General features: G+C 43.1%; 24 protein-coding genes. 8 read left to right on the forward strand and 16 right to left on the reverse strand.

Annotated elements, in window-relative coordinates; all coding sequences use genetic code 11:
* Positions 1–40: 40 nt before the first annotated feature.
* The 6 genes from G563_RS0111785 to G563_RS0111810 form a co-directional block, all read right to left on the reverse strand.
* On the reverse strand, positions 41–1069 hold the full coding sequence (locus G563_RS0111785) for a methionine synthase (RefSeq protein WP_028665490.1): 1029 nt from the start codon (positions 1067–1069) through the stop codon (positions 41–43).
* Positions 1070–1104: 35 nt separating this feature from the next.
* A complete protein-coding gene (gene blaOXA / locus G563_RS0111790; protein ID WP_037326613.1) occupies positions 1105–1911 on the reverse strand; it encodes a class D beta-lactamase in 807 nt (268 codons plus the stop codon).
* A 29-nt stretch (positions 1912–1940) separates the two neighbouring features.
* Positions 1941–2432, reverse strand: a complete 492-nt coding sequence (locus G563_RS0111795; RefSeq protein ID WP_028665492.1) for a GNAT family N-acetyltransferase — start codon at positions 2430–2432, stop codon at positions 1941–1943.
* Positions 2433–2614: 182 nt separating this feature from the next.
* Positions 2615–3421 carry a sugar isomerase domain-containing protein gene (locus G563_RS0111800; protein WP_028665493.1) on the reverse strand — a complete coding sequence of 269 codons (807 nt, stop codon included), beginning with the start codon at positions 3419–3421 and terminating at the stop codon, positions 2615–2617.
* 63 nt (positions 3422–3484) lie between these two features.
* The gene (locus tag G563_RS0111805) at positions 3485–4375 is read right to left on the reverse strand and encodes an ROK family protein (protein ID WP_028665494.1); all 891 of its coding nucleotides are present in this window, start codon (positions 4373–4375) and stop codon (positions 3485–3487) included.
* Positions 4376–4417: 42 nt separating this feature from the next.
* Positions 4418–5218: an SDR family NAD(P)-dependent oxidoreductase gene (locus tag G563_RS0111810; protein WP_037326618.1), complete on the reverse strand. Its 801-nt coding sequence runs from the start codon at positions 5216–5218 to the stop codon at positions 4418–4420.
* A gap of 239 nt (positions 5219–5457) precedes the next feature.
* On the opposite strand from G563_RS0111810, the gene G563_RS34505 reads away from it, so the two are divergent.
* The 6 genes from G563_RS34505 to G563_RS0111845 all read left to right on the forward strand — a co-directional run bounded on the left by G563_RS34505 (position 5458) and on the right by G563_RS0111845 (position 13535).
* Entirely contained in the window at positions 5458–6309 is an 852-nt protein-coding gene (locus tag G563_RS34505; protein ID WP_051210930.1) for a hypothetical protein, read from the forward strand.
* Positions 6310–6316: 7 nt separating this feature from the next.
* The gene (gene miaA, locus G563_RS34510) at positions 6317–7237 is read left to right on the forward strand and encodes a tRNA (adenosine(37)-N6)-dimethylallyltransferase MiaA (protein ID WP_310586559.1); all 921 of its coding nucleotides are present in this window, start codon (positions 6317–6319) and stop codon (positions 7235–7237) included.
* 63 nt (positions 7238–7300) lie between these two features.
* The gene (locus G563_RS34515; protein ID WP_229598492.1) at positions 7301–8536 is read left to right on the forward strand and encodes a serine hydrolase domain-containing protein; all 1236 of its coding nucleotides are present in this window, start codon (positions 7301–7303) and stop codon (positions 8534–8536) included.
* A 198-nt stretch (positions 8537–8734) separates the two neighbouring features.
* Positions 8735–10492: an aspartate--tRNA ligase gene (aspS, locus tag G563_RS0111830; RefSeq protein ID WP_028665496.1), complete on the forward strand. Its 1758-nt coding sequence runs from the start codon at positions 8735–8737 to the stop codon at positions 10490–10492.
* A 383-nt stretch (positions 10493–10875) separates the two neighbouring features.
* Complete coding sequence (locus G563_RS0111840) at positions 10876–12087, forward strand: hypothetical protein (RefSeq protein WP_028665497.1); 1212 nt, start codon at positions 10876–10878, stop codon at positions 12085–12087.
* 38 nt (positions 12088–12125) lie between these two features.
* Entirely contained in the window at positions 12126–13535 is a 1410-nt protein-coding gene (locus G563_RS0111845; RefSeq protein ID WP_028665498.1) for an AAA family ATPase, read from the forward strand.
* Positions 13536–13606: 71 nt separating this feature from the next.
* Here G563_RS0111845 and G563_RS0111850 read toward each other — a convergent pair whose 3' ends face one another.
* The 3 genes from G563_RS0111850 to G563_RS0111860 are packed head-to-tail and all read right to left on the reverse strand — an operon-like array spanning position 13607 to position 16127.
* The gene (locus G563_RS0111850; protein ID WP_028665499.1) at positions 13607–14380 is read right to left on the reverse strand and encodes a nucleotidyltransferase domain-containing protein; all 774 of its coding nucleotides are present in this window, start codon (positions 14378–14380) and stop codon (positions 13607–13609) included.
* A gap of 24 nt (positions 14381–14404) precedes the next feature.
* The gene (locus tag G563_RS0111855; protein WP_028665500.1) at positions 14405–14914 is read right to left on the reverse strand and encodes a metallophosphoesterase family protein; all 510 of its coding nucleotides are present in this window, start codon (positions 14912–14914) and stop codon (positions 14405–14407) included.
* Between the two features lie 25 nt (positions 14915–14939).
* Positions 14940–16127, reverse strand: a complete 1188-nt coding sequence (locus tag G563_RS0111860; RefSeq protein WP_037326620.1) for an NRAMP family divalent metal transporter — start codon at positions 16125–16127, stop codon at positions 14940–14942.
* A gap of 235 nt (positions 16128–16362) precedes the next feature.
* On the opposite strand from G563_RS0111860, the gene G563_RS38020 reads away from it, so the two are divergent.
* Complete coding sequence (locus tag G563_RS38020) at positions 16363–16623, forward strand: hypothetical protein (protein WP_157585277.1); 261 nt, start codon at positions 16363–16365, stop codon at positions 16621–16623.
* A 142-nt stretch (positions 16624–16765) separates the two neighbouring features.
* Here G563_RS38020 and G563_RS34520 read toward each other — a convergent pair whose 3' ends face one another.
* Together G563_RS34520 and G563_RS0111880 are read right to left on the reverse strand one after the other, a co-directional pair.
* Complete coding sequence (locus G563_RS34520) at positions 16766–16966, reverse strand: hypothetical protein (protein WP_037326621.1); 201 nt, start codon at positions 16964–16966, stop codon at positions 16766–16768.
* Between the two features lie 12 nt (positions 16967–16978).
* Positions 16979–18658, reverse strand: coding sequence for a fatty acid--CoA ligase (locus G563_RS0111880; RefSeq protein ID WP_028665503.1), 1680 nt, complete (start codon positions 18656–18658; stop codon positions 16979–16981).
* A gap of 266 nt (positions 18659–18924) precedes the next feature.
* On the opposite strand from G563_RS0111880, the gene G563_RS0111885 reads away from it, so the two are divergent.
* A complete protein-coding gene (locus G563_RS0111885; RefSeq protein WP_028665504.1) occupies positions 18925–19377 on the forward strand; it encodes a DinB family protein in 453 nt (150 codons plus the stop codon).
* Here G563_RS0111885 and G563_RS0111890 read toward each other — a convergent pair.
* The 5 genes from G563_RS0111890 to fabG all read right to left on the reverse strand — a co-directional run bounded on the left by G563_RS0111890 (position 19374) and on the right by fabG (position 24611).
* Positions 19374–20108, reverse strand: coding sequence for an SDR family oxidoreductase (locus G563_RS0111890; RefSeq protein ID WP_028665505.1), 735 nt, complete (start codon positions 20106–20108; stop codon positions 19374–19376). The two genes, G563_RS0111885 and G563_RS0111890, sit on opposite strands and share 4 nt — an antisense overlap.
* An 83-nt stretch (positions 20109–20191) precedes the next feature.
* On the reverse strand, positions 20192–20704 hold the full coding sequence (locus G563_RS0111895) for a Crp/Fnr family transcriptional regulator (protein WP_229598493.1): 513 nt from the start codon (positions 20702–20704) through the stop codon (positions 20192–20194).
* Between the two features lie 93 nt (positions 20705–20797).
* On the reverse strand, positions 20798–21730 hold the full coding sequence (locus G563_RS0111900; RefSeq protein ID WP_037326623.1) for a DUF2279 domain-containing protein: 933 nt from the start codon (positions 21728–21730) through the stop codon (positions 20798–20800).
* Complete coding sequence (locus G563_RS0111905) at positions 21697–23781, reverse strand: vWA domain-containing protein (protein WP_028665508.1); 2085 nt, start codon at positions 23779–23781, stop codon at positions 21697–21699. Before G563_RS0111905 ends, G563_RS0111900 begins: the two co-directional genes overlap by 34 nt.
* Positions 23782–23864: 83 nt before the next feature.
* Entirely contained in the window at positions 23865–24611 is a 747-nt protein-coding gene (gene fabG / locus G563_RS0111910; RefSeq protein WP_028665509.1) for a 3-oxoacyl-[acyl-carrier-protein] reductase, read from the reverse strand.
* Between the last annotated feature and the right edge of the window lie 24 nt (positions 24612–24635).

Here is a 24635-nt window from a genome sequence, read left to right on the forward strand (position 1 = left end):
AGGGATAAAAAAGTTATCAAGTGGTATATGTCCTAATTTTCTACAATTCCTTTCTCACCAACTTAGCTCCCTCGCACATGGCTTTGAGTTTTTGTTTGGTGGCCCAGCGAGCCGTTTGGCTCATACCACAGTCGGGCGCAACGGCCAGTTTTTCGGCGGGTACATAAGGCAAAATTTTGCGAATGCGCTCGGCTACATCTTCGGGAGTTTCGATATAATAACTCTTGACATCAATCACTCCCACAGCTACGTCCACTTTTTCGGCAAAACGCTCCAACAAATGCACATCCGTAAAATTGAGGACGGTCATTTCAGAATGAATTTCGTCGACTGTCATGTCCAAAAAATCAGGAAGCATAGGGGCAATGGTCTTTTTGCCTACCGACCGACCTTTGTAGTTGCCAAAGCAAAGGTGCATCGACAGGCGCGTTTTGCCCACACCCGGCGCTACGGTGCGATTGAATATATCCACAAAACGTTTGGTATCTTCCCGATAGGCATAGCAACTCATCGAAGGCTCATCCACACAAATCTCAGGTACACCAAGAGCGACCAAATCTTCGATTTCTTTCCGAACAAGGGGAAGTAGTGCTTCGGTTACTTCCCAACGGTCTTTGTAATGCCCGCCAGGATTGAGCCGTCCTGAGAGCGTATAAGGCCCCGGAATCGACATTTTAATCATTTGACCAGCGGGAGCAAGCCGTTTCAGACGTTTGTATTCTTCGACCACACCCAGCCCTTTGGGGGCGGTGAGAGGTTCTACAATGCTGTTTTTGCCGCGTTGGTCGTGGGCGGGTGGGCCGTATTTGCGGGTTTCGGTACCATCATTGACAATCCCTTTGATAAACCCATAAAAAGATAAATTGAAATCAAGGCGGGTTTGTTCGCCGTCGGTGATGACATCTAGCCCTGCACTCACTTGGTCGTGGATGGCAGCGACGACGGCGTCATCAATCATTTCGGAAATATCGGCAGGGCCAAATTGGTCGAGATTCATGCTCGCAAATTCGAGCCATCCCGGAAAAGGCATCGAACCCACAACGGTGGTTTTAATAGGGACAGGTTGCATAGCAAAGTAGTGTTTTGGAAGGTTTCTGATTTTTTTTAAATAATACCCATTGCTTTCAAAATATCATGGGTGATTTGAATACGGCAAGGTCCAAAAGTTTTGTTGTTGTTAGAATCTTCGCTGTAGAGCCTCGTTGCAAAAAAATACACATTTTTGCCTTTTTCTACGTATCCTACGTACCAGCCTACATGGCGCAAATCAGTGTTCCATTGAGGGTTGATTTCGTTGGCCCAACCCGTTTTAGCCCTGATTACGTAGTTTTCTCCTTTTTCACGAACCATGATTTCTTTCACTTTTTGAAGGGTGCTGGGTGAAAAAGGGAGTTTGTTTTCGTAGAGTTTTACCAGCAGTTCGATTTGTTGTTTAGGGCTTATTTTGATGCTTTGACCTAGCCAAAAATCATCTACACGGGCGCTTATGTCTTGGTTGCCGTAGTTGATTTGGGAGAGGTATTTTTTATAGTTGTCTTTTCCAATACGACGTGCCATTTCTTGATAAAACCACACCGTTGAGTTTTTAAAAGCAGTTTTTAGGTCGTGGTTGGCATTCCAATTGTCAATGCTTCTTTTTTTGCCGTCCCATTTGAGGACTTCATTTTCATCTTTTACCACACCTAGTTCCAATGCTATCAAAGAATTGGGGATTTTGAAAGTACTAGCAGGGGTGGTTTGGTGCATAAAATCGGCTTTGTTATGATAGACATAACTCTTTTTTTGGTAATCATAAAGCACAAAGCTCCCAGTTTGATTACAGGCTTTGAAGTGCTTTTCGAAGTCTATATTTTGGCCGAAAAGAGTGGTTGCGAAAACAAGGTTGATGAAGAAAAATAAATTAAATTTCATTGATGAATAGGTATATTGTGAGGAGAAAATTAGCCGAGCCATTGATACATCACATAAGCGTCTACCAGCCCTAGCTGCTGATGACGGAAGGCTTTGGGTAGCGCACCGACGATTTGGAAACCGCATTTTTGCCAAAGTCGGACGGCAACTTCGTTGGTCGAAACGACACAATTAAACTGCATCGCTTTGAAACCAAGTCTTTGGGCTTCTTCCATTGAAAATCGACACAGTTTTTCGGCAATGCCTTTTCCCCGATACGCTGGATGTACCATATAACCTGCATTGACAACATGATTGCCCAAGTCGGGCTGATTGGCTTTTAAGAAAAATGTACCCACCATTTTTCCTTCTATTTCAGCTATATAGGTATATTTTTCGGGCGCAAGCCAGATGTTCAGCATCTGCTGTTGTGAGGAATCAGGCGCAAATACGTAAGTGTCGCCAGAGTGGATGACGGGTTGAATGATTTCCCAAAGAAAATCACTGTCGGAGTGATTGGCCAAACGAATTTGTAAATCCATATGGGGTTGTTTTAAAGAATCAGTTATACAGACTTTCTAAGTTTTTAATGAGCTGACTATGAGTTGTTTGTATCCATAAACTTAGAAAGTCTCTTTTGTGTAGTCACTTATATAGCTTTTAAGACTTTCTAAGTTTTTGATGAGTTGACTATGAGTTGTTTGTATTCATAAACTTAGAAAGTCTATTCTGCGTAGTCACTTACATAGCTCGGAATTCCCACTTTTTGGTACATTTTGGCGATACGATGAGCGTGTTCGTCGTAGGCACCCTCAAATAGCTCTACGGCACGTTGGGGACCTACCACGGCGGTAGCACTCAATACCTTCGGTGGCTGTCCTGCTTCGGTAAGCAAGCGAGCGGTTTCGGCTTTAAGGCAATTGATGACGGTAGCACCGCCTACCGTCGAACCCGGTGCTACGGGTGTATCAAGCGCCGGAATGTGTACCATTGCATCGCCCACAGGCGCCCCTGTATCCAAAATGAGATCAGCAAAATCGGTCAATTTTTTGCCATCGGCTCGTTTTGAGGTACTTGCTTCTGAGTGCAAACTGGTAACGAGTGCTACTACTTTGATGCCTTTTTTCTGAAAAATTTCGGCCATTTCTACGGGAACAATGTTGGTACCCGAAGACGAAATTACCAAGGCGGTGTCTTGCGCCGAAAGATCGAAGTTTCGTAAAATTCTATCGGCAAAACCGGGTACATTTTCCAAAAACATCGCTTGCCGCTGACCGTTGGCTCCTACGACAAGGTTATGAAAAGTCAACGAAAGCTCCACAATAGGATTGAAACCCGCAAAAGACCCGTATCGAGGCCACATTTCTTCGACCATAATACGGCTATGACCGCTTCCAAACACGTGCACCATGCGTCCGGCCAAAATACTTTGAGCAAACCAACTAGCGGCGATGGCTATCTGTGATTCTTGGGCTTGGACGGTTTCTAAGATGGACTTACATTTTTCGAGATACTCCTGAATAACACTCATAATAACGAATAGAGGTGATGAAATAGGTAGTTTTGAAAGCTATTTTGATTAAATAAAGAGGATTTATAACGTACGAGTAAGAGCAAAACCTGCCGCGCCAATTGCCCCAGCCATGTCACCAAAATGAGCTTGAACGATAGGCGTTTGCTTACCGCCAGGACGCCACTCATAAAGGTTCAGATATTGTTTTAAAGGGCCAAAAAGAGCATCGTCGGCCAAGGTAATACCACCCGCCAATACAATTAACTCAGGCGAAAGAGCATTGGTGATCGATGAAAGCGCTACCGCAAGTTTTTGGATAGAAGTGAGCCATACTAGCGTAGCCCAAGCGTCTCCTTGGCGATAGGCTTCTACCAATTCCCAAGTAGATCGAAAACGATTTTTGGAGCGTTTGGCTACCGAGTAGTTCCCAATTGCATATTCCAGACTACCCGGTGTGCCCACAATACTGACTTCATCGTCGGTGGCATGGAGCGATAGATGACCCAAATGCCCTGCCATTTGGCTAAGTCCTTGGTAGAGTTGACCGTTTATCAATAACCCACCACCGACGCCTGTCCCCAATGTAAGTAGCACCACATGACGGTAGCCTTTGGCGACGCCAAAAGTAGCTTCGGCCATAAGCGCCGAGTGAGCATCGTTGATAACGTGGGTGGTTTGCTGAAAATATTCGCCCCAATCAAAATTTTCAAGGCCAGCAAGGCGATTGGGTAAAAATGAAATACATCTATTGTGAGCGTCGGGAAGACCAGGCGATGAAAGACCGATACCATGGATAGGTTGCTGCCAGTAGTTTCTCAAATAATTGACCATTTCGAGCACATTGGCGCGCCATTTGCCTTCGGAGTCATCTTGTGTCGCGATGTAGTGTTGTTTTAAGATTTCTCCTTCGTCATTGACCAAGATGCCCTTTACGTTGGTTCCTCCTAGGTCGATGCCCATTGCGATTTTCATAGGTTTGACACTTTACATTTAAGTGCTAAAGCACAGGTTAATTTAAATTTCATACTGACCTTCTGAAAGCTCCCAACCACCATCTATCGAAAGCACTTGCCCAGTGGTAAATTTGGAATAATCTGACATAAAATACACTGCTGCGCCGTCCAAATCACTTGCTTGTCCGTTGCGTCCGCCGTCGAGCGGTTGTTTGGTTTTTACAAATTTCATGATGACTTCGTCTTGGGAGGCCCGCTGACTCATCGGAGTTTCGACGAGAGCGGGAGCAAGCACGTTGATGCGGATATTGTGAGAAGCATAATAGGCCGCAATTGATTTGCTAAATCCTACTATGGCTGATTTGGCGGCGGCGTAGGCGTGCGTCACAAAATAGCGAGGCGAAGGCGAATATCCCAAAACCGAGCTCATGTTGAGAATCGTCCCCGACGTATTTTGGGCTAAAAACTGCTTGACTGCTGCTTGATTGGAGAGCATCAGCGAGCTAAGATTAAGCTCAAAAGTTTTGTTCCAGCCTTCTAAACTCAATTCGTGCAAGGGCCCGTCGCCGTATTTACGACCACTTCCACCCGCTACGTGATAAAGCCCCTCAAAGCTCCCAAATTTTTCGAGGGCTATTTGGATGGCTTTGTCGGCTGTGTGGCTTTCGGTGGCGTCTCCTTCCAATACGTATGCGGCATTGCCCAATGAGCTTTGCGCTTGTAGACAGCTTTCGGCATTTCGACCTACTGCCACTACTTTAGCGCCTTGCGCTACAAAAGCTTTGGCCGCCGACAATCCCAACCCCGTGGTTCCACCCATGATTACAATTGTTTTGTTGTCGAGCCATTTGTCAGGATTCATCACTATTTTTGGTAAAAAAATGGAGAGTTTTTTAAACTTATTATAAAAAGTTGAAAATCATTTTTTCTAACCTAAATTATTAAATATCGTACAGAAGATTTGGGTTAAAATGATTTTGTGGTAAGGAGGGAAGAGATTTTAATAAACTTGCATTGTGTTTAATGCGTTGATAATAAATGGTTTAATTGTTTTGGTGCGGGAGACTAGTTCTTAAGAATATTTTCTAATAATATACATCAATGATAGATTGGGAGCGCGACTTAGAGCATTTTTTATGGGAGCTAAATGAAGGATTTACAGAGATTGCTTCGCTGCTTATGATAAAGACTTGGAAGTTGGCTTCTCATTCGCTTCTCATCCATAGCGTATCTTTAAGCGGGCTTTCTTCTGATTGGTTGGAAAATATCTTTTTGCCTTTTCAAACAGAAATATTAACCAATCCCTCAGGTATGAAGCACGTTTTTGTGTGGGAAGATGTGTGGCGTACCAAAACCGATATTGTCAAATCTCGTTTGCGTGCCTTACTCGGGAAAACGCACCGCATTCCTGCACGCTTGACCCAAGTTCGGCGTATTGACCAACCGACACTTACGGCTTTTTTAGAAGCAAATCACTTACAAGTACCTACTTTTGGGAAATTCAAATATGGGTTGTTTTTACCGAATCGTTACTATAGAGTACTAGCCGCCCAAGATAAGATTCGTACAGATGAAGAGCTATTGGTGGCGGTGGCGTCGTTTAGCGGGGCAAAAAAAATCACCAGAAACCATGAAGTTTATCGTTCTTTTGAATTGATACGATTTGTCAATTTGCTCAATTATACCGTTGTGGGTGGAGTGGACAAATTGCTGAAAGCTTTTATCAAAGAAATGAATCCTGACGATATTATGACGTATGCCGACCGCGATTGGTCAAACGGAGAAAGCTATGAACGTCTTGGGTTTTTGTTTCAAAATGCTACGCCTCCCCAAGACTTTTGGGTTGATTCACTCACTTTCGAGCGGCATTATGATAAGAAAGAGAATGATATAAAGGTATATAACTCAGGGAATTTGAAGTATTTGTTGGATGTCAAAAAAAACAGAAAATAACTTGCTAGTGATACTTGGCCCGACGGCTTGCGGCAAAACTCGCTTGGCGACGCACGTGGCTTATGCTTTGGGCGGCGAAATCATCAGTGCTGATTCGAGGCAAGTATATCGTGATATGAACATCGGTACCGGCAAAGACTTGGCTGAGTATGAAGTACAAGGGCAGCCGATTCGGTATCATCTCATTGATATTGTAGAGGCCGGCGACGCCTATCATGTACATCGTTTCCAACAAGACTGTGAGGCTGCGATTACCGACATTCTGGCGCGGCATAAGGTTCCTATTTTGTGTGGCGGAACGGGCCTGTACATCGATGCGGTATTGAACCAACATCAATTTACAAGTGTACCTATTGACGAGCATTTGAGACAACAACTCTTTGCCCTGACTGACGACGAATTGCAACATAGATTTGCGTCTTTGCCTTCGGCTTATGCGCCTTTTGCCGATACATCCACGCGTAAGCGCTTGATTCGTGCAATTGAAATTGCCACTTTTTTACAGGCAAATCCTTTGCCTGCCTCGCCCCCAAAACAATGGAACTACCAAATCATAGGGCTAGATATTCCGGTAGAACAACGTCGGGAGAGAATCACGCAGCGTTTGCACCAACGTTTGGAAGAAGGGATGGTAGAAGAGGTAGCAGGGTTGCTCAATAAAGGCATTCCGGCCGAAAAATTGATTTACTATGGATTAGAATACAAATTTATCACCGAACACCTCCTCGGTAATCTCGACTATGGCACGATGGTTGAGCGACTCAATGTGGCTATTCATCAGTTTGCAAAGCGTCAAATGACTTTTTTTAGAAAAATGGAACGTGACGGATTAGCGATTCATTGGTTAGATGCACTGCGGCCTATTGATGAATTGGTAGAAGAGGTGAAAATTTTGTGGGAGAGGCTTTCCAACAAAGAGCCTTTTTGATGATTTGACAAAGAAAAGTGGAGTAGTACAGTGATGAAAACATTTAAAATAAACGATATGATTATGAAGAAACATCAATGGGCTATCAAATCAATCATCGGCGGGCTGTGTGCAGCCATGATTTTTTGGGGATGTGGAGAAGAAAACGCTGTGACAGAACCAAAACAAACGCTGCCCGCCTTGATGGCTAAACAACTAGAAGATACCCTCAAAAACAGCGGAATTGGCTATGCTTTTACCATATATGAAGGTACTAAAATCATGGCGCAAGGTAGCGGGGGTTTGAAGTCCACTGTCAATGATGCGGGTGGGCAAAAAGCATTTACGGTCGATACCAAACTCCATATAGCAAGTATGAGCAAAACCTTGACGGCAATGGCTTTTTTGAAAGCTGCTCAGCAGAAAGGACTACGTACTACAAACAAAATAACCCCTTATTTGCCAGCAAATTGGCCCAAAGGGGCGGGAATTGACCAAATTACTTTTGGAGATTTGTTGACGCACCAAAGTGGAATACGGGGTTTGGGGAGTAATTGTCAAAATGGAGCTTTTAGCGAAAATGTCTATTCGGGTCTTAAACAATTGATTGGAAAAGGAGCTAGCAGAGGTAGCTATTGCTACCAAAATGCGAACTTCGGCCTGTTTAGAGTATTGATTCCGAGCATAATGGGTTATCAATTTACGGGCAATGACAACGTCGATGATACCGAAACCCAGAAACTTTATCTAAGTTTTTTACAAAAAGAATTGTTTGAGAAAATAAACGTTCAAAACGTTTCTCCTTTTCCAACAGGAGAGATAACGTACACCTACAATTACCCCATCACGGCGTCTCAATCGGGCTGGAATCCAGGTAATTTTAGCGCTACTATGGGAGGCTATGGATGGTATCTGACCGCCACTGAAGCAGGAAGTGTATATGCGTCGGCTTTGTCATCGGCCGATAATACAGTTTTGAGTCCAGCCTTGGCAGATTCTCTTTTGATCAAAAATCTGGGATGCTATAAGGCTACCTCTAGTGCTGGTACTTATTATTATCATGATGGCTGGTGGTATGAGTATCTTGGTCAAAATGGGCGAGGATTGCGTACTATTTGGATGAAGTTTCCTCAAAATATCACCTGTGTATTGTTTGTCAATGCCTTAAGGTATCAGAATGGTACTTTGGGATTTCCTTTCAATAGCGGTAGCATTTTGACCTTTGTATATAATGCTTATACCAAAGCCCTCCAAGCCAAAAACCTAAGACAAAGCGCCGAGATTGCTCCTTTGAGTATCGAACATCCCGAACCGCACTAGGCAAAACGATAGTATGCAAAGCGAATTTTCTGTAAGTAAGGCCGCGAAAAGAATGACTAACTGCTATTTATTCCTTACTTTTGCGGCACTTTTCAAAGAGGAATCAAAATAAAATAAAGGAGCGTAGGGAGAGAGGGCTTTCCTGAAGCGATGCTTGATTTACTAAAACCTAACGAGAATCCAAAAAACGATTTAAAAATGCTCAGAACGCACACTTGCGGAGAACTCCGAATTTCAGATGTTAACAAAGAAGTAACCCTCAGTGGATGGGTACAGCGGATTCGTGACAAAGGAGGGATGATATGGATTGACTTGCGCGACCGCTACGGAATTACGCAGTTGATGCTAGAAGAAGGAAAAACCAGTGCCGATATCCTCGCCCAAGCCAGAAGCTTAGGAAGGGAGTTTGTGGTACAAGCTACGGGTGTGGTAGCGGAGCGTATTGCCAAAAATGATAAAATCGCAACGGGAGATATTGAAATCAAATTGACGGGCTTAACGGTGTTGAACCCCGCCAAGCTTCCTCCTTTCTTGATAGAAGACGAAACCGACGGCGGCGACGACCTCCGTATGAAATATCGTTATTTGGATTTGCGTCGGAATACGGTTCGCAAAAACCTCGAACTACGCCACCGTGTAGCGCAGCAGACGCGTATTTATATGGATGCCCAAAATTTTATTGAGGTCGAAACTCCCGTGTTGATTAAGTCAACGCCCGAAGGAGCGCGCGATTTTGTGGTGCCTAGCCGTATGAATCCGGGGGAGTTTTATGCCTTGCCGCAGTCACCCCAAACTTTCAAACAATTGTTGATGGTATCGGGTTTTGATCGTTATTTTCAGATTGTAAAGTGTTTTCGTGATGAAGACCTTCGCGCCGACCGTCAACCTGAGTTTACCCAGATCGACTGTGAAATGTCGTTTGTCACCCAAGAAGACGTCCTGCAAATGTTTGAAGGGTTGATTCGTCATTTGTTTAAGACTGTCAAAAATGTTGACCTTCCCGAAGTTCCGCGCATGACTTATGCCACGGCCATGAAAAAATACGGCTCTGATAAGCCTGATGTGCGTTTTGGAATGGAGTTTGTAGAATTGAAAGGTGATATTGACCTCATATCTGGTAAAAACTTTGGGGTATTTGATGCTGCCGAACTAGTGGTGGGTATCTGTGCCAAAGGCTGTGCCGAATATACACGCAAACAAATAGATGAGCTGACAGAATGGGTAAAACGCCCTCAAATCGGTGCCAAAGGTTTGGTATATGCTCGTTATAACGCTGATGGTACCATCAAATCGTCCGTAGATAAATTTTATAGCGAAGAAGATTTGAAAAAATGGGCCGAAGCCTTTGGCGCGCAGCCGGGGGATTTGATGTTGATTTTGGCCGGAGAAGCCAACAAAACTCGTAAACAACTCAACGAACTTCGTCTCGAAATGGGAAGCCGTTTGGGACTTCGTAATCCCGATGAGTATAAAGTCTTGTGGGTGTTGGATTTTCCGTTGTTAGAATATGGCGAAGAAGAAAACCGCTGGTTTGCGATGCACCACCCCTTCACAAGCCCCAAACCCGAAGACATCGAACTACTCACTACCAACCCTGGTCAAGTACGTGCCAACGCCTACGATATGGTCATCAATGGTACCGAAGTAGGAGGGGGGTCGGTACGGATATTCCAGCGTCCTTTGCAAATGCAAATGTTCGAACTGTTGGGCTTTAGTCCCGAAGAAGCCAAGGCACAGTTTGGATTCTTGATGGAAGCTTTTGAGTTTGGTGCACCGCCGCACGCAGGTATTGCTTTTGGATTCGACCGTTTGTGTTCAATATTTGGCGGAGCCGATTCGATTCGTGATTTTATTGCTTTCCCTAAAAACAACTCAGGACGGGATGTAATGATTGATTCTCCATCGCAGATTGACCAAAAACAATTGGACGAACTCAAGATTGCGACAAAAGCTTAAAATGCAATCGTAATTTTATAATCATTTAAAAAAACTCCTCATTTTGATGGGGAGTTTTTGCTTTTTAATGGGATACATTCAGTATCAAAACGGAAAGATGACTGATAAATGGTAGTGTTTGTGGAAAAAACGCCTCACTTCTGATATAGTTTTAAGTTATAAATCGTTTTTTTTAATTCTACATCCTAAATTGCACCTTTCGTCCCATTTTCAATCGTATGTACAATAATTTTAACCAACTTCCAGTTTTAGTAGCAATTGTTTGGAAGTTGTTGCAAGAAAATAATTGGGTCACCAATCATTTAGTAACCAATCTTATGGCAGTTTACGAAAAACAAATAACCGTCTTCGCGGATAACCTAACAGCCCCTCATTTATAGTCTATGAACCTCATTGATCGTATCAAAAACTATTTCAGTCGTGAAAACTTCAAATCTGACCCCGAATTGGTGTCATTTTCTGATTTGGAGCCGTCTCAGTCGCCCGTGAGGGCATCGGAGGTAAAACCTGTGGCGTCTTTTTCCCCTCCTACGGTTGTTGCTACGCCTATGGATTCTACCGTGACTCCTTCGCCCATTTCTTCTATGCCTCCTGAGCGTAGCGAATATTTAGACGAAACTCCCGCCGAAACCAAATCGTGGGTTTTTACGCCACCTGCCACACCTGTAGAGTGGCCCGCATGGCTTGAAGATGAGACGCTTTTGCGCGATGAAGGGGTGATATTTGGACTGTCGGAGTCCAAACCAGAGGAAAAAGTTGCCATTATCAAAAGCTATTTTGTGCATCAAACCGCTGGTTTAGAACGAGAAGTAGAGCGTCATGGCGAAAAGATTCAGGAATTGAATTTGTTTATTGAACAAAAAGAAAATCGCATTAATGAATTAAAAGAAAAAACGTATCAGCTCGAAAATCGTAGGCCAGAAGAGGAACATTATTTGCTTCGTACGGTCGTTGGTACGATTTTTTCGGTCGCAATGTGTGTCGGCAATTATTTCCTGATTGATGACACCCTACGCCCATTGTATCCAAATAGTCAATGGATTGCGATTGGGGTGTTTTTGGCCGGAATGTTCAATTTGTTTGGCAGGGTGTCGTTCTTTCATGATACTGACAGCCCAGTTTCGTGGCGTCGGGGGCTTGAGGAAGTTGGAATGCCTTTCGCGGCAGCTTTATTTGTGTTTGTACAGGCACTCCAAAACCAAAACTTAGTGCGGGCTAGTGCTTTGTTTGTTTTTGTGTTTTTCTTGTTTTTGTTTGCTGGAAAACTCCTTTTAAGCAACATGACCGTACTGCGCAATGATTTACGGATTTGGTTGACTGGTTCTAGCTTGAAAAAAGAAAAAATAAGCAAAACAGAAAATTGGGACACAGAAATAGCGCGCCTTACTACCGAAATTGATGAGGTAAGAATACAAAAATGGCAGATTTTACCTCACCTCAATCGCGCTGAAGCAGAGCTAGCACGGGTCAATGCACGCAGAGATGCTCTTATCAAAATGTTTGAAAGTGAATTTAATCTTGCCCGTCAATTTCGTGGACGTTTGACTGACCGTCAAATGAAAGATATACATTCGTCCCTCAATCAAGGACAATAAAGGATGCTTTTTAATATCATAATTTAGTCATTGAAAACATGCAAGAAGAAAATCAGCATACCAACCAACAAGACTATGATCATGGCTATCATAGTGGTATCGAGGGGTCGGAAAACCGAAATCCCTACGAGAGCTATTTGTCAAGCCAAATTCACTATAATTGGCTATCGCAACGTATTATCGATCGTCGCAATGAAATTCAGCGCATTGAGCGTGAGATAGATGAGACGGTGGTAAAACGAAAAACGGCATTTGACCGATTACAAGAGTTTGTACAAAAAGTAGCTAAAACCACCAAAAGACTCACCGAACTTACTCAGCAACGAGATGCCATCGATGCCGAAACTGACAATCTACGCTCACGCCGCAAACAGACCCAATCTGAATATTCGCTTTTGGCGGGTTTGTTCTTTTTTGCGGCGGGTTTAGCGTTTGTATTTGGTGACCTCATTATCTCCCACGAAATCGTGGCTTATGCCCTCAACATCCGCAATTCAAACGAAGCTTGGGCTTTTGCGGTCGGCTTGGCGATGATTTCGATTTTGTTAAAACCTGCCTACGATCGTCTTATCGAAAAGCCTTACGTAGATCAGCATACCCAGCAATCGCGTACACGCTATGCTTGGTTTAAAGTAGGTTTGGCCGGTTTTGCCATTGTGACTTTGGGGATTTTGGGGTGGTTTCGTTATGAGGCATATCGTACCGATAAACTCAAAGAAGCCATTAACAAGTCGGTCAAAAACTTACAACTTGGGGCTACTCCTCTCGACCCTACAAGCACTATCTCTCCTCAGGAACAGCAAGCTTTGTTGCAAAAAATCGAACAGCAACTATTGCGTTCAGATGAGTTGAATTTAGGGCTTGTCAATAGTCCGTGGGCTTTAGCTTCGTTTGTATTGAGCGGTATTTTGTTTGCCTTAGCGGGGGCTGTATCGTTGGGAATGGCTTTGCCCGTGTTGCAAAATTTCTGGTATCGTTGGCTACAGATTGACCCTCGTTTGTGGCGATTAAGCCGCCGTCGCAAAAAAGTCGTCAAACAAATAGAAGGTATAGAAAAAGAATTGGCCGAAGATACCACACAGCGTGATATTTTGGAGAATGAAATAGCCATTTTGCCCAATCTGGATGAGTTAAGAGCAGACCGTACTAAGAAGCGAGACGAGTTAGATCAACTTATCGAAGATACGCGTTTGGCCCAAACGGATAGCCGCATTGCTTCTTTCAATGATGGTTATGCCAAAGGGGAAATTGCACGCGAGATGATGAACGAAGAAGAGTTTACTCAATTCAGAAACTCCATGCTCAATACGCACAATTTGGCCGTAAAAGCTTCATCATCTTCTGACCGTAGTATCAACTACGGAAACGCCCGCCGTTCCAACGGATTGCGTCCTCATCAGATGATTAGAAAGATGATTACGGATGATTTGAATGGAGAGAAAGAATAGGCGTTTATCATCCTTCACTAATACAAGAAGCCCGCTCACTCAGCGGGCTTCTTGTATTAGTGGTTATGTCGTTAGTTGTTCCATGCTTCTTCCAACGTTTGTTTAAAAAGAGCGTCGAGTTTAGAGTACTCAGGCGGATGAATGTTGGTCGAAGTTTTGAGGTAATGATTATAAAAAGAAATTTTATCTTCTAAAAAGTTATTAAGTGCTTGGATTTTAGGGGATTCGTTAAATTCTTCTCCCTTGGTTTTTCTATCTAATAATGCTTGAATTATGGCTTGCAAACCTGCATCGGTTAATTGGCTATCAAGTAACTGCTGAAACACAATCGGAGGCATAGTGTTGTGTTGCCTAATCCAATCACAAGCCAAGATAGGTCGCAGCACATAAAAGTATTTTTTTACTTTAACGACCTCTTTCTGCAAATAATCACGGTAGTTGCCTTCTGCCATGTGTAAATAGTGATGCAAACACGAGCGCGGATTGAAGTATTCGTTGCCCAAATCACGGAGCTTTTGAGCAGTAGAAAACGGCTCTGCATAAACAATCGGGCTTCTTAACCACTCCATGAGGGGAGGGTTGGATTTTCTAAAAAGTCGCAATGCTTTTTTTAATTCCCAACCTGCCAAATCGATGTCATTCGCTAAGATTTCTTCTTGATGATCTTTAGGTAAGTCTATTTTTAGATACCATTCGAGGCGATGAATGTAAATGTATCTCACATCCCAATCACTATTGATAGAGGCAAATCCCCAAGCACGGCTTCCACTTTCTACTGCGTACAGAATCTTGATGTCGTGCTGTTGTTCGAGGCGAAGCAGTTCTTTTTTGATTTCTTGAATCATTTTTTAGCATTGAGTATAAACAAATTACGACAAAGCCCCTCTTTTCCCTAGTTCAATTACTTCAAGATTGGAGATTTTGCGCTGATCGAGGCTAAATCTCAGCACTGTGCGTATTTTATGAAAACCTTCTTTGCCGGCTGCACCAGGGTTGAGATAGAGCATATTCTGAAGCTGTGGGTCGCGCATTACCCGCAAGATGTGCGAATGCCCGCATACAAATATATCAGGAGTTTGGCTTTTGAGTTCGGGTCTTACTTGCGGATTGTATTTGGGAGGTGCTCCGCCGATGTGAGTCATCCAGATACGAAAACCTTCAAGCTCAAATCGCTGGTGTTCAGGTGCTTGCCAACGTACTTCTTTGGCGTCGATATTGCCATAAACCGCTCGTAAAGGCTTGAATTTTGCAAGTTTTTCTAAAATCTCTACATTACCTACGTCACCAGCATGCCAGATTTCATCGCAGTTTTTGAAGTAATCAAAAATAGCTTCGTCCAAATAATAATGGGTATCAGATAAAAGGCCAATATGAGTCATATAAAGAAAACGCTTTTGTTAAAAACTATGCTATTAAACTGCGTATTGCCATAGCTGTCATGATAAAAACCACTAGCCAGCCCGCTGCTTGGAGCCAAAAGGGGTGTTGATAATTACCGACCAGTCTTTTTTGACGGACAGCCACGAGCATCACTGCTAGGGCTATGGGGAGAATAAACCCATTGATGGTACCAACAAATACCAATACTTGGACAGGCTTCCCAATCCAAATAAATAAAATGGTGGAGATGCTAATAAAAATGACCGTTAGATAACGATGATTTTTTTCTAAAATGGGGTGAAACGTACGTAAAAAAGACACAGAAGTATAAGCCGAACCAATCACAGAAGTAATGGCGGCACTCCACATCAGTACCCCAAAAAGACGATACCCAATAGGCCCAGCAGCAAGTTCAAATACGGAGGCGGGCGGATTTTCTTTACTTAAACTCAACCCCATCGCAATGACTCCCAAAGTGGCTAAAAATAAAAAATAGCGGATTATAGAAGTTACCAATATACCCGTAGTGGCACTGCGATTGACTTGAGGTAGCGCATTTGCTCCCTTGACACCTGCTTCTAGCAAACGATGCCCTCCGGCAAAAGTGATATATCCGCCCACCGTCCCACCTACGAGGGTGATAGTAGCAATAGGGTCAAATTGTTGGGGCAAAAGCGTTCTTGTGATTGCTTCACTTACCGGAGGATGAGCCGACAATACTACGTAGGCAATCATACCGAGCATCAATAGCCCAAGCCATTTGGCAACGCTATCCATGATGTGGCCGGCTTGAGGTAGCAAAAAAATAAATACGGCCAGTAATGCACTCAATATAGCGCCTGTTTTCACACCGAGTCCACTCATCACCTCAATCCCTAGTCCTGCACCTGCCACGTTGCCGATGTTGAAGGCAAATCCCCCAATCACGATTAGAAACGATAAGAAATACCCAAGTCCAAAAAGCAGGTCGTTGGCGATGTCTTGGGCGCGTTTTTCGGTAATCGCAATGATGCGCCAGATATTGAGCTGCGCACCTAAGTCAAGAAGAATAGAAAGTAAAATTACAAATCCAAAGTTAGCCGCGAGTTGTTGGGTAAAAACCGTAGTTTGAGTCAAAAATCCAGGACCTACGGCAGAAGTAGCCATCAAAAAAGCCGCTCCCCAAATGGTATTTTGCTGTGATGATGAAGTGATTTTGTTGGAAGATGACATGGACGACGGTTTAGGTGTATCAGAATCTCCCCTAAAACTAGCAGAAAAAAGGATTCACCTCACCAGATTTAAGCATCAAAATGGAGAAAGTCGTTGGTGGGGGTGGCTTTATCAAGCTATTAAGCGGTTAAACAACTAAAAAGTAACGAAAGGGCTTTTGAAGAAAGTCTTTTTCTTATGGCTTTTTGTGACTCTTTATTTCTTCTATCGTCTATTGTATGGGAGTCAGAAAAAGATGAAGTATTCTTTCCTTTTTGTGGGCATAGGCTGTATTGTAACGATAGTGACAGTTCATTTAGAAGGAAATTTTCTTACAAAAGAAAATGCACTGGATGGTATCAAAATAGGTCTATTAATACAATTTACGGGAGTTATGATAGCATCGAAATGGCTCTATCGGTTTGTTTGTCTAACATTGAAGAAGAAAAATACACGTTATGCAGCCAAAATCAACCCTCAAACCATTGACCCGAAAAAAACTATTACGTCAGGGTGAGACCTTAAAGAAAAAAATTCAAATGCTGCCTAAGCTCACGGATGGTATGCCTGATTTTTCTAAAGCATCCAGTAAGCTTAAGGCTCAGATTGATGCCTACGTAGAAAAAATGGCAGCCAATCAGTGGCTGCCAGAATGAATATTAAACAGAAAGTAAAACATTTGCAGGAATTCCCAGCCCGTGATATAGATTTTTAATCATTTTTAGGGTGAGATTTCTTTTTCGGTTTAAAACTTCCGATACTCCTTCAGGCGTATTGGGCTTTGCGTCCCAAACCTTATCAAGCTCTTTAAAAGCAGTTTTATATTCTTCTTCGTTATGAATAGGCTTTACAGTGAACATGCCGTTTCTTCTTTATCCCAAAATCATTTCTTTCATTTCGGCTCGAATGCGTTTTTTGTCAATCTTTCCGACTGAAGTTTTGGGAATCTCTGTTACAAGTTTGATGTGGTCAGGCACATACCATTTGTTGATTTCGCCCGCCTCTACTTTGGCTTGCAAGTTTGCTTTGATAGTCTCAGGCGTTACTTTGTCGGCATAGTCTGGTTTGATAACGACGATGGCGTGTGGACGCTCGCCCCATTTTGCATCCGCAAAACCAATCACCGCCGACTCTGCTACCCCTTCTATTTGTGACAAAAGATTTTCAATATCAAGCGACGATACCCACTCGCCCCCTGTTTTGATGACATCTTTTACGCGGTCCGAAATCGTTACGTAATAGTCGGGGCCGATCGAAGCCACATCTCCAGTATGTAGCCATCCTTGGCTCCAAAGGGTTTCGGATGCAACTACGTCTTTGAAATACCCTTGGGTCATCCAGGGGCCACGAGCTACCAACTCGCCTACGGCTTCGCCGTCATGAGGCAGAAAATTGCCTTCATCATCCATGATTCTTAATTCTACAAAGGGGGCCACTTTCCCCGCTTTGGTTCTGAAAGGCAATTGCTCCTCAATACTCAATTGAAGCTGTTCATCGTTAAGGTGCACCACCGACATGATAGGGGCTGTTTCGGACATACCGTAGCCTTGGGTGATATTGATACCTAATTCTAAAGCAGCTTTGGCAAGCCCTTTGGTGAGAGCTGAACCTCCAATCAAGACTTTCCATTGACTCAAATCGACTTGCTTGGCCACAGGGCTGTTGACAAGCATGGTCAAAATCGTGGGTACACAGTGTGAGAAAGTTACTTTTTCTTTGAGCAAAAGTTTCAGCAGCATCTCGGGTTCGTATCTTCCCGGAAATACTTGCTTGAAATTGAGCATCGTAGCCAACAACGGGAATCCCCAACCATGTACGTGAAACAAAGGTGTAATCGGCATATATACATCACGGTTATCAAGCGGTAAAGCCCGATAACCAGGAAAATACGACATCAGGCAGAAGGTGTGCATCACCAACTGACGGTGCGAAAAATACACACCTTTTGGATTGCCCGTTGTACCAGTGGTATAGAAAGTAGTAGCTAGGCTATTTTCGTCAAAATCAGGAAAATCATATTGACCTGATGCTTTTGAAAGCAAGTTTTCGTATTCGCCAATCGTCGCAAAAGAAGTAGGTGTAAGTGAAGCATCCGGGTTTTGGTACACTTTGTCGCTCACCACAATAAACTTCTCAACAGTGGTCAATTGATCTTTTACTGCTTCCACAATCGGGAAAAAATCTTCGTGTACTATCACGAATCTATCTTCGGCGTGATTCATGGTATAAAGAATCTGAGCCGGAGAGAGACGTACATTGATGGTATGAAGTACTGCTCCAAGGCACGGAATCGCAAAAAAACACTCCAAATAACGGTGACTATCCCAGTCCATGACGGCTACGGTGTCACCGGCTTTTACCCCTGCTTCGGTAAGTACATTGGCCAGTTGACGCACACGTTTATCGAAAGTAAGGTAATCCATTCGATACAAATCACGATAAACAATCTCTCTCTGCGGATTGTACCTAGTTACTTGCTCAAAAAGCATTTTTATAATCAATGGCGGGTCGTAGGCCGAGGGCGTACGAGGAACAATTCTGGTCTGAATCATGGATTGGTTAAAGATTTGTTGTTTGGGTAAAGTTATGTTTTTTCTTTGAATAGAAACAAAAAAAGCGCACTAATTAGCTATATACTTCAAGCGGTAGGCGATAAGCTTTTTTAGTAAAAAGCTTTAGTTGCTTATTGATAAGACTAATTTTAGTGGCTACCAACATTGCTCATAATCCTTTCATTTTGGTTAGATTTGAACTTTTGTGGGAAAATCTCTTTTATCTTTCTAAAACCTAACAAACCCATATATTCAACATACACCTTATGATAGCTATTATTGAAAAAATTGGCAATGTACGTCGTTTTCTATTGAATCAAATTAGTGATCTGTCTCCCGAACAACTCAATGAAATTCCGAAAGGATTCAACAACAATGTTATCTGGAATTTGGCACATCTTGTAGTGGCGCAGCAGTCACTTTGTTATGTAAGGGCAGGGCAATCAGTCGTCATTGACGAAAGATATATGCCTCTTTATAAGCCTGGTACTAAACCTGAAGGGTTGGTAGATGCCTACGAAATTGAAAAAATCAAGGATATGATGTTGACTACTCTTGATACGCTCAAAGTAGATTATGCCAATGGCGTTTTTGACAATTACCCAGTTTCATCCATTCGTTATGGTGAAATGGCTAGCATCGACGACGCGCTCCAATATATACTATTTCATGAAGGAATTCATTTTGGGTACATTATGGCGTTGAAAAAACTGCTCTAGCCATTCTTTAATATTTTATCGGCTATTGATGGGGCGATTCTTTGCAAGAATCGTAGCAGTTTCGTTTTGCCTATATTGATTTCGAACTGGTCTTTTTGGAAGCTTTTCATAAACTCCTCCACTAGTTGTTGTGGCGTTATTTTTCCTTTGCCTCTCCCTGCGGTCATGGGCGTTTCGACCAAGGCCGGAATGATTTCAAAAACCTTAACCGAAGTCTCTTCAAGCTGATACCGAAGCGCTTTGGTACCGATATGAATTGCGGCCTTGGTCGCACAATAAATCGGCGCCGATTTTTTGGGTGCAAAGGCTAAACCCGAAGATACATTGACAATCGCCGCCGTAGGCTGTTTAAGCAACAATGGCAAAAGCCCATCAATCAACTGAAATACACTCGTAAAATTGGTATGGATTTCAGAAGCGATTTTGTCATACCCTATCTTTTCGGTGACAAAGGAATAATTATACTGAACGGCGGCGTTGTTGATCATCAGGTTGAGCGAAGGATATTGCCCACTACAGTAATCAATGAGTTGCTGAACAGAACGTTCCGATGCTAAATCGCATACAATGGTTTCGATTTTGGGAAAACGTTGTTTGGTTTCTTCTAGTTGAGTTTGGTTGCGGGCCGCTACAATGATGATATTGTCTAATTCATAAAAACGAGTAAGAAGCTCAAGACCGATACCCGAAGTACCACCTGTGAGTAAGATTGTGTTGCCGTGGGTTTGCATAAGAGATTGATTTTGGGTGAGTTATGATATCATCACAAAACTATCAACCTGCGTCGCTAAAAGCATTTACATAGGTAAAGAAATCATCTACCCGATATTTTTTTACGAATACGACTTAGTTGGGTGGGGCTGACTCCCAAGTAAGAAGCAATGTGATATTGAGGAATCATTTGTTCTAAGCCCGGATATTGATTTTGGAAAATTTCGTATCGCTTTTCCGCATCTAGCAATACAAGGTCTATTTCTCTTTCTTCTTTTTGTACAAAATAAGCTTCTGCAAGTTTGCGGGCGATTCGCTCCAAGTCGGCATGATTGTCGTATAGAGCGGTGAGTTGCCGAAAATCGCTTGTCAATACTTCACAATCTGTCAGCGCTTGTAATACAATAGTGGTAGGTTTGTGGGTGATAAGAGAAGCATAACCCCCTATAAAAGAAGGTGTAACGAAAAAATGTTTGTTGTATTCTATCCCCTCACTTGTCCGATAAAAAGCCCGAACTACCCCTTTTCGGAGAAAACCAATTTGGGTAGCTATTTGCCCTTCTTGCAGAAAAAAAGCCCCTTTTTTGCGGGATGTTTCTTCAAATAAAGGTTTCACCGCTCTCCACGTATTGTCGGACAGCGGTGAAAAATGATTGAAAAATTGGTACAAATCTTTCAAAGCAGCAAGGAGCTAAAAATTGTTGACTTTTTAGAAATACAACCAATGACCTTTCCAGCCTTGTCTTTGATTAAATTCAAGGGTGGGGGCGGGTACTTTGAGGGTATTGAGCATAAAAAACAATGTCTTCAGGGCCTTGTGACGTGTCGGAATTCGACGAAAATCCACATCCAACGACAAATAAAACTGCCGATATGGATTGTAGCCTAGTGATTGGCTTTTTTCTATTTTGGCTCCTACCATGTCGTGGATGCCATAGCCTAGCGAAACACTTAGCCATTTGGGTAGTCGGGTATTTGGTGCAAACGACGATATATTTACTGAAAACCAATACGTTTGGCCGTTGTAGTCTTTGAGCCACTGCTCACTGAAGTTTCGTCCTAGCAGTTCGGGGCGGACTTTGGCGAGATTGGTGGGATAAAAAGAGAATTTGGGTTGAATACGCTCTTCTCCCCAAAGGGCATACTGGGCCAAATACAAAGAAGGGCCTACGATATTGGCGACCATATCGCTTGGCGAAAACCCGTAAGTAGGATATTGAAAGCCATCGAGGATTTCGATAGGGGTCAAAAACAAAAAACCAGACAATGCGCCATAGAAGGCTGCTTGGCGGTTGGTGATTCCAGTTTTTTTATAAATCGCCGCCGTATGACGACAAATCTGATAGGCCGTAAAAAAATGTCCGACTTTGTCGAGCTGTAGCCATTCATGGGAGTCGTCGTTGATGCTAAAGCGAGTAAAAGGGGGTTTGTACCATGCTTGACTTAAGCCATAAATAGAAGCACTATAAGCCAACGATTCTCCGGCCAATATCCACCGCAAAGCACGGTAATTGGGAGGCGGAAGACTGTCGGATTGTGCTTTAATACTGCTGTTACAAACTAGAAAAAACAGAAGAAAACAAAAAAAATAGTGGATATTTCTCACGGTCAATAACTGCCCTGATACTTTCTTATTCCCCATTCCAACGTCGCTAAAAGCAAGAGTAAGAAAAACAACCATTTGTTCTGAATCAGCTCAGAGAGGTCTTCGGTACTATCTAAGCGATCAGGGGCTTTGTTTTTTATTAAATAATCCTTCAAACTTTCGATTTGCTCTCCTCTCACAAACTGCCCTCCCGACTGCTGCGATAGCGACCGCAGTAGTCCAAAATCAGCGGTGAGATTGAGCGATTCGAGGGCTAAATCTCTTACAATAAATTGCCCTGTTACGTTTTCGATTTTATTGTTAATACTCGTAGTGGCTTTGTATTGATACACTCCTTCGGCAAGCCCACTTAACTCAAATCTCGAATTGCCCTCTGCATTGGTATAAGTATAGGCTTGTGCTTTGCCGCGCTCGTCGGTGATTTCGAGGCGGATACTTTGCCCGTACGTTTTTTCATAAATATCGTTGTACACTTCAGTCTCAAAAGTCACTTTGTCGCCTACATTGTATTCGTTGGCAAGTGGGTAAACCCTAAATTTACGTTTGTCATCTTTGATCGAAATCAATTGAATGATTTTTTGCAGTAATTCGTCAACTGCTTCTTGTTTGTCGGTAAGGGCATATTCTTCTAAGCGCCATTGCCAAATACCTTCTCCCGCCAACACCGCCGATTTGCGAGCTCCCCCTGTGTTAATCACCAAAAGAGGTTTGTTGGTTTTGAGGTTTCCTACATTTTGGTACAGTACCACCTCACTTCCTGGCATAAGGCGATATTCGCCAAAAGGCACCGTAAGGGGCGGCATTTTTTCTAAAATAGTCAGTTTTTCGGGGTCCAAATTCAACAATCGAAAATTGGGATTAAACCTTCCCGAAACTTTGTCGATTTGGCCAGGATTGGCACTGATGCTCAAGGCTGAATTAAGCTGACTTGTTTTTGAGGTATTGGATTGAGTTCCTAAAATAAAAAATACGGGAGTATTGTCGCGCTGAAGATAGCGCTGTAATATATCGCCCCCTACATTAAACAAATCGGGTAGTTGGTGTAAAACGATTAGATCGTATTTTTTTTCAGGGTAGGTTTCCGAAGAAGGATTCAGCCCAAATATTTTCACATCTACCTCATAATTAAGGTTTTTTTCCAAAATCGTACGAACCGCCTTAATGTCGGGGTGAGTCGCAAGGGCTAGTAAAAGCACTTTTTCTTTGCCATCGATGATGTCGATATACACATCGCGACGATTGTTGCGAGGCGTGAATTCGCCTTTAAGGATCTCAATCTCAATTACATAGTGCTGAACGCCTTTTTGGGTAGAAGTAGTTTGGAAAGTGACTTGTTTAAAATCTTCTTTTTGTCCAAAAGTTACTCGTTGACTCGAAATGGTATTTCCATTTTGACGTAAAGCCACGGTAGCGGTTTGGCCTTGAAAACCACTTGCTACGATGTCGGCCTGAATCGGGAATTGATTGCCTAGGTAGGCGATTTTATTGGCCGAAATAGCTTTAATGCTCAAGTCGCGTTTGGGAAGGGTATCACCCACGCCCACACTATGAATTCGAAAAGGGTATTGTCCATAAGTAGGTGAAAGACCTTGGTTGCTAATACCATCAGTGAGCAAAATCACGTCAGTAAGGTTGCGTCCTTCGTAGTTGCTTTTTGCCCCACTAAATAAGCCCGAAAGATTGGTAGTGGGACGGTCAAAAGGGAGTTTGGTGATGTCTTCTTGGTAATTTTCGCTATTGAGGGTTTGGATGGCTACCTCTATTCCCTCGTCGGTTAGGGTTTCTCGAAGTTTATCTAAAGCGTCTAAAAACTTAGGAGCATAATTTTTGACAGACTCAGAATTATCAATCGCCAATACGACCTTGGGGCTATCGGTGAGGGTTTGGATACTTCGCAAGAGAGGATTGAGCAGCAAAAAAGCAATGATACTTACCAATGCCCCCCGAAAAACCGCCAAAAGGATATTGAGGTTTTTGCTCCAAATGGGTTTGGGTTGGTAAAGGAAATATGCATAAGCTGCTCCCAATAACAAGCAAAGCCCTACGTACCAAGGTGAAGTCTGAAAGATAATTTCGTTTAAGAGCATTTTTTATAATGGCATTAGACATTGGACACACGGAGCAAATACCGCTTCGGCTGTCCAATGTCCAGCGTTAAAGGTCAATAAGTTTACATTACCATTCCACCATCTACCTGCAATACTTGTCCAGTAATATATTTAGACAAATCTGATGCCAAAAATACGGCGCAATTGGCTACTTCTTCGGGCTGACCACCGCGTTTGAGCGGAATACTTTGTTTCCATTCTTCTACGGCCTTATCATTGAGTTCGCCCGTCATTTCGGTTTCGATAAAGCCCGGAGCTATGGCATTGGAACGAATATTGCGCGAGCCTAGTTCTTTGGCAACCGATTTTGTAAATCCGATGATACCCGCTTTGGAGGCTGCGTAGTTGGCTTGTCCGGCATTTCCGGTAAGTCCTACTACGGATGTGATATTGATGATTGATCCGCTTTTGGCTTTCATCATCACCCTCGTTACGGCTTTTGTTAAATTAAAGATTGATTTTAGATTAACGCGAATTACCTCATCCCATTGTTCTTCGGTCATTCTCATCAATAAACCATCGCGCGTAATGCCCGCATTGTTGACCACTACATCTACTGTGCCAAAGTCGGCCACCACTTGGGCGATGAGTTCTTCGGCGGCCTTGAAATCAGAGGCATCAGATCGATATCCTTTTACTTTGGTGCCAAATTGTTGTAGCTCTTCTTCAAGGGCCAAGCCTTTTTCTACACTTGATAAATAAGTAAAAGCTACTTGTGCGCCTTCTTGGGCAAATCGAGTAGCAATGGCTTTGCCGATACCCCGAGAGGCACCTGTAACGATAGCTACTTTGTTTTGTAATAGAGACATTTATTTATTTTTACGGGTTGTGAT

Origin of the sequence: Runella zeae DSM 19591, assembly GCF_000423565.1 — a bacterium.
In the GTDB taxonomy this organism is placed as follows: Bacteria; Bacteroidota; Bacteroidia; order Cytophagales; family Spirosomataceae; genus Runella; species Runella zeae.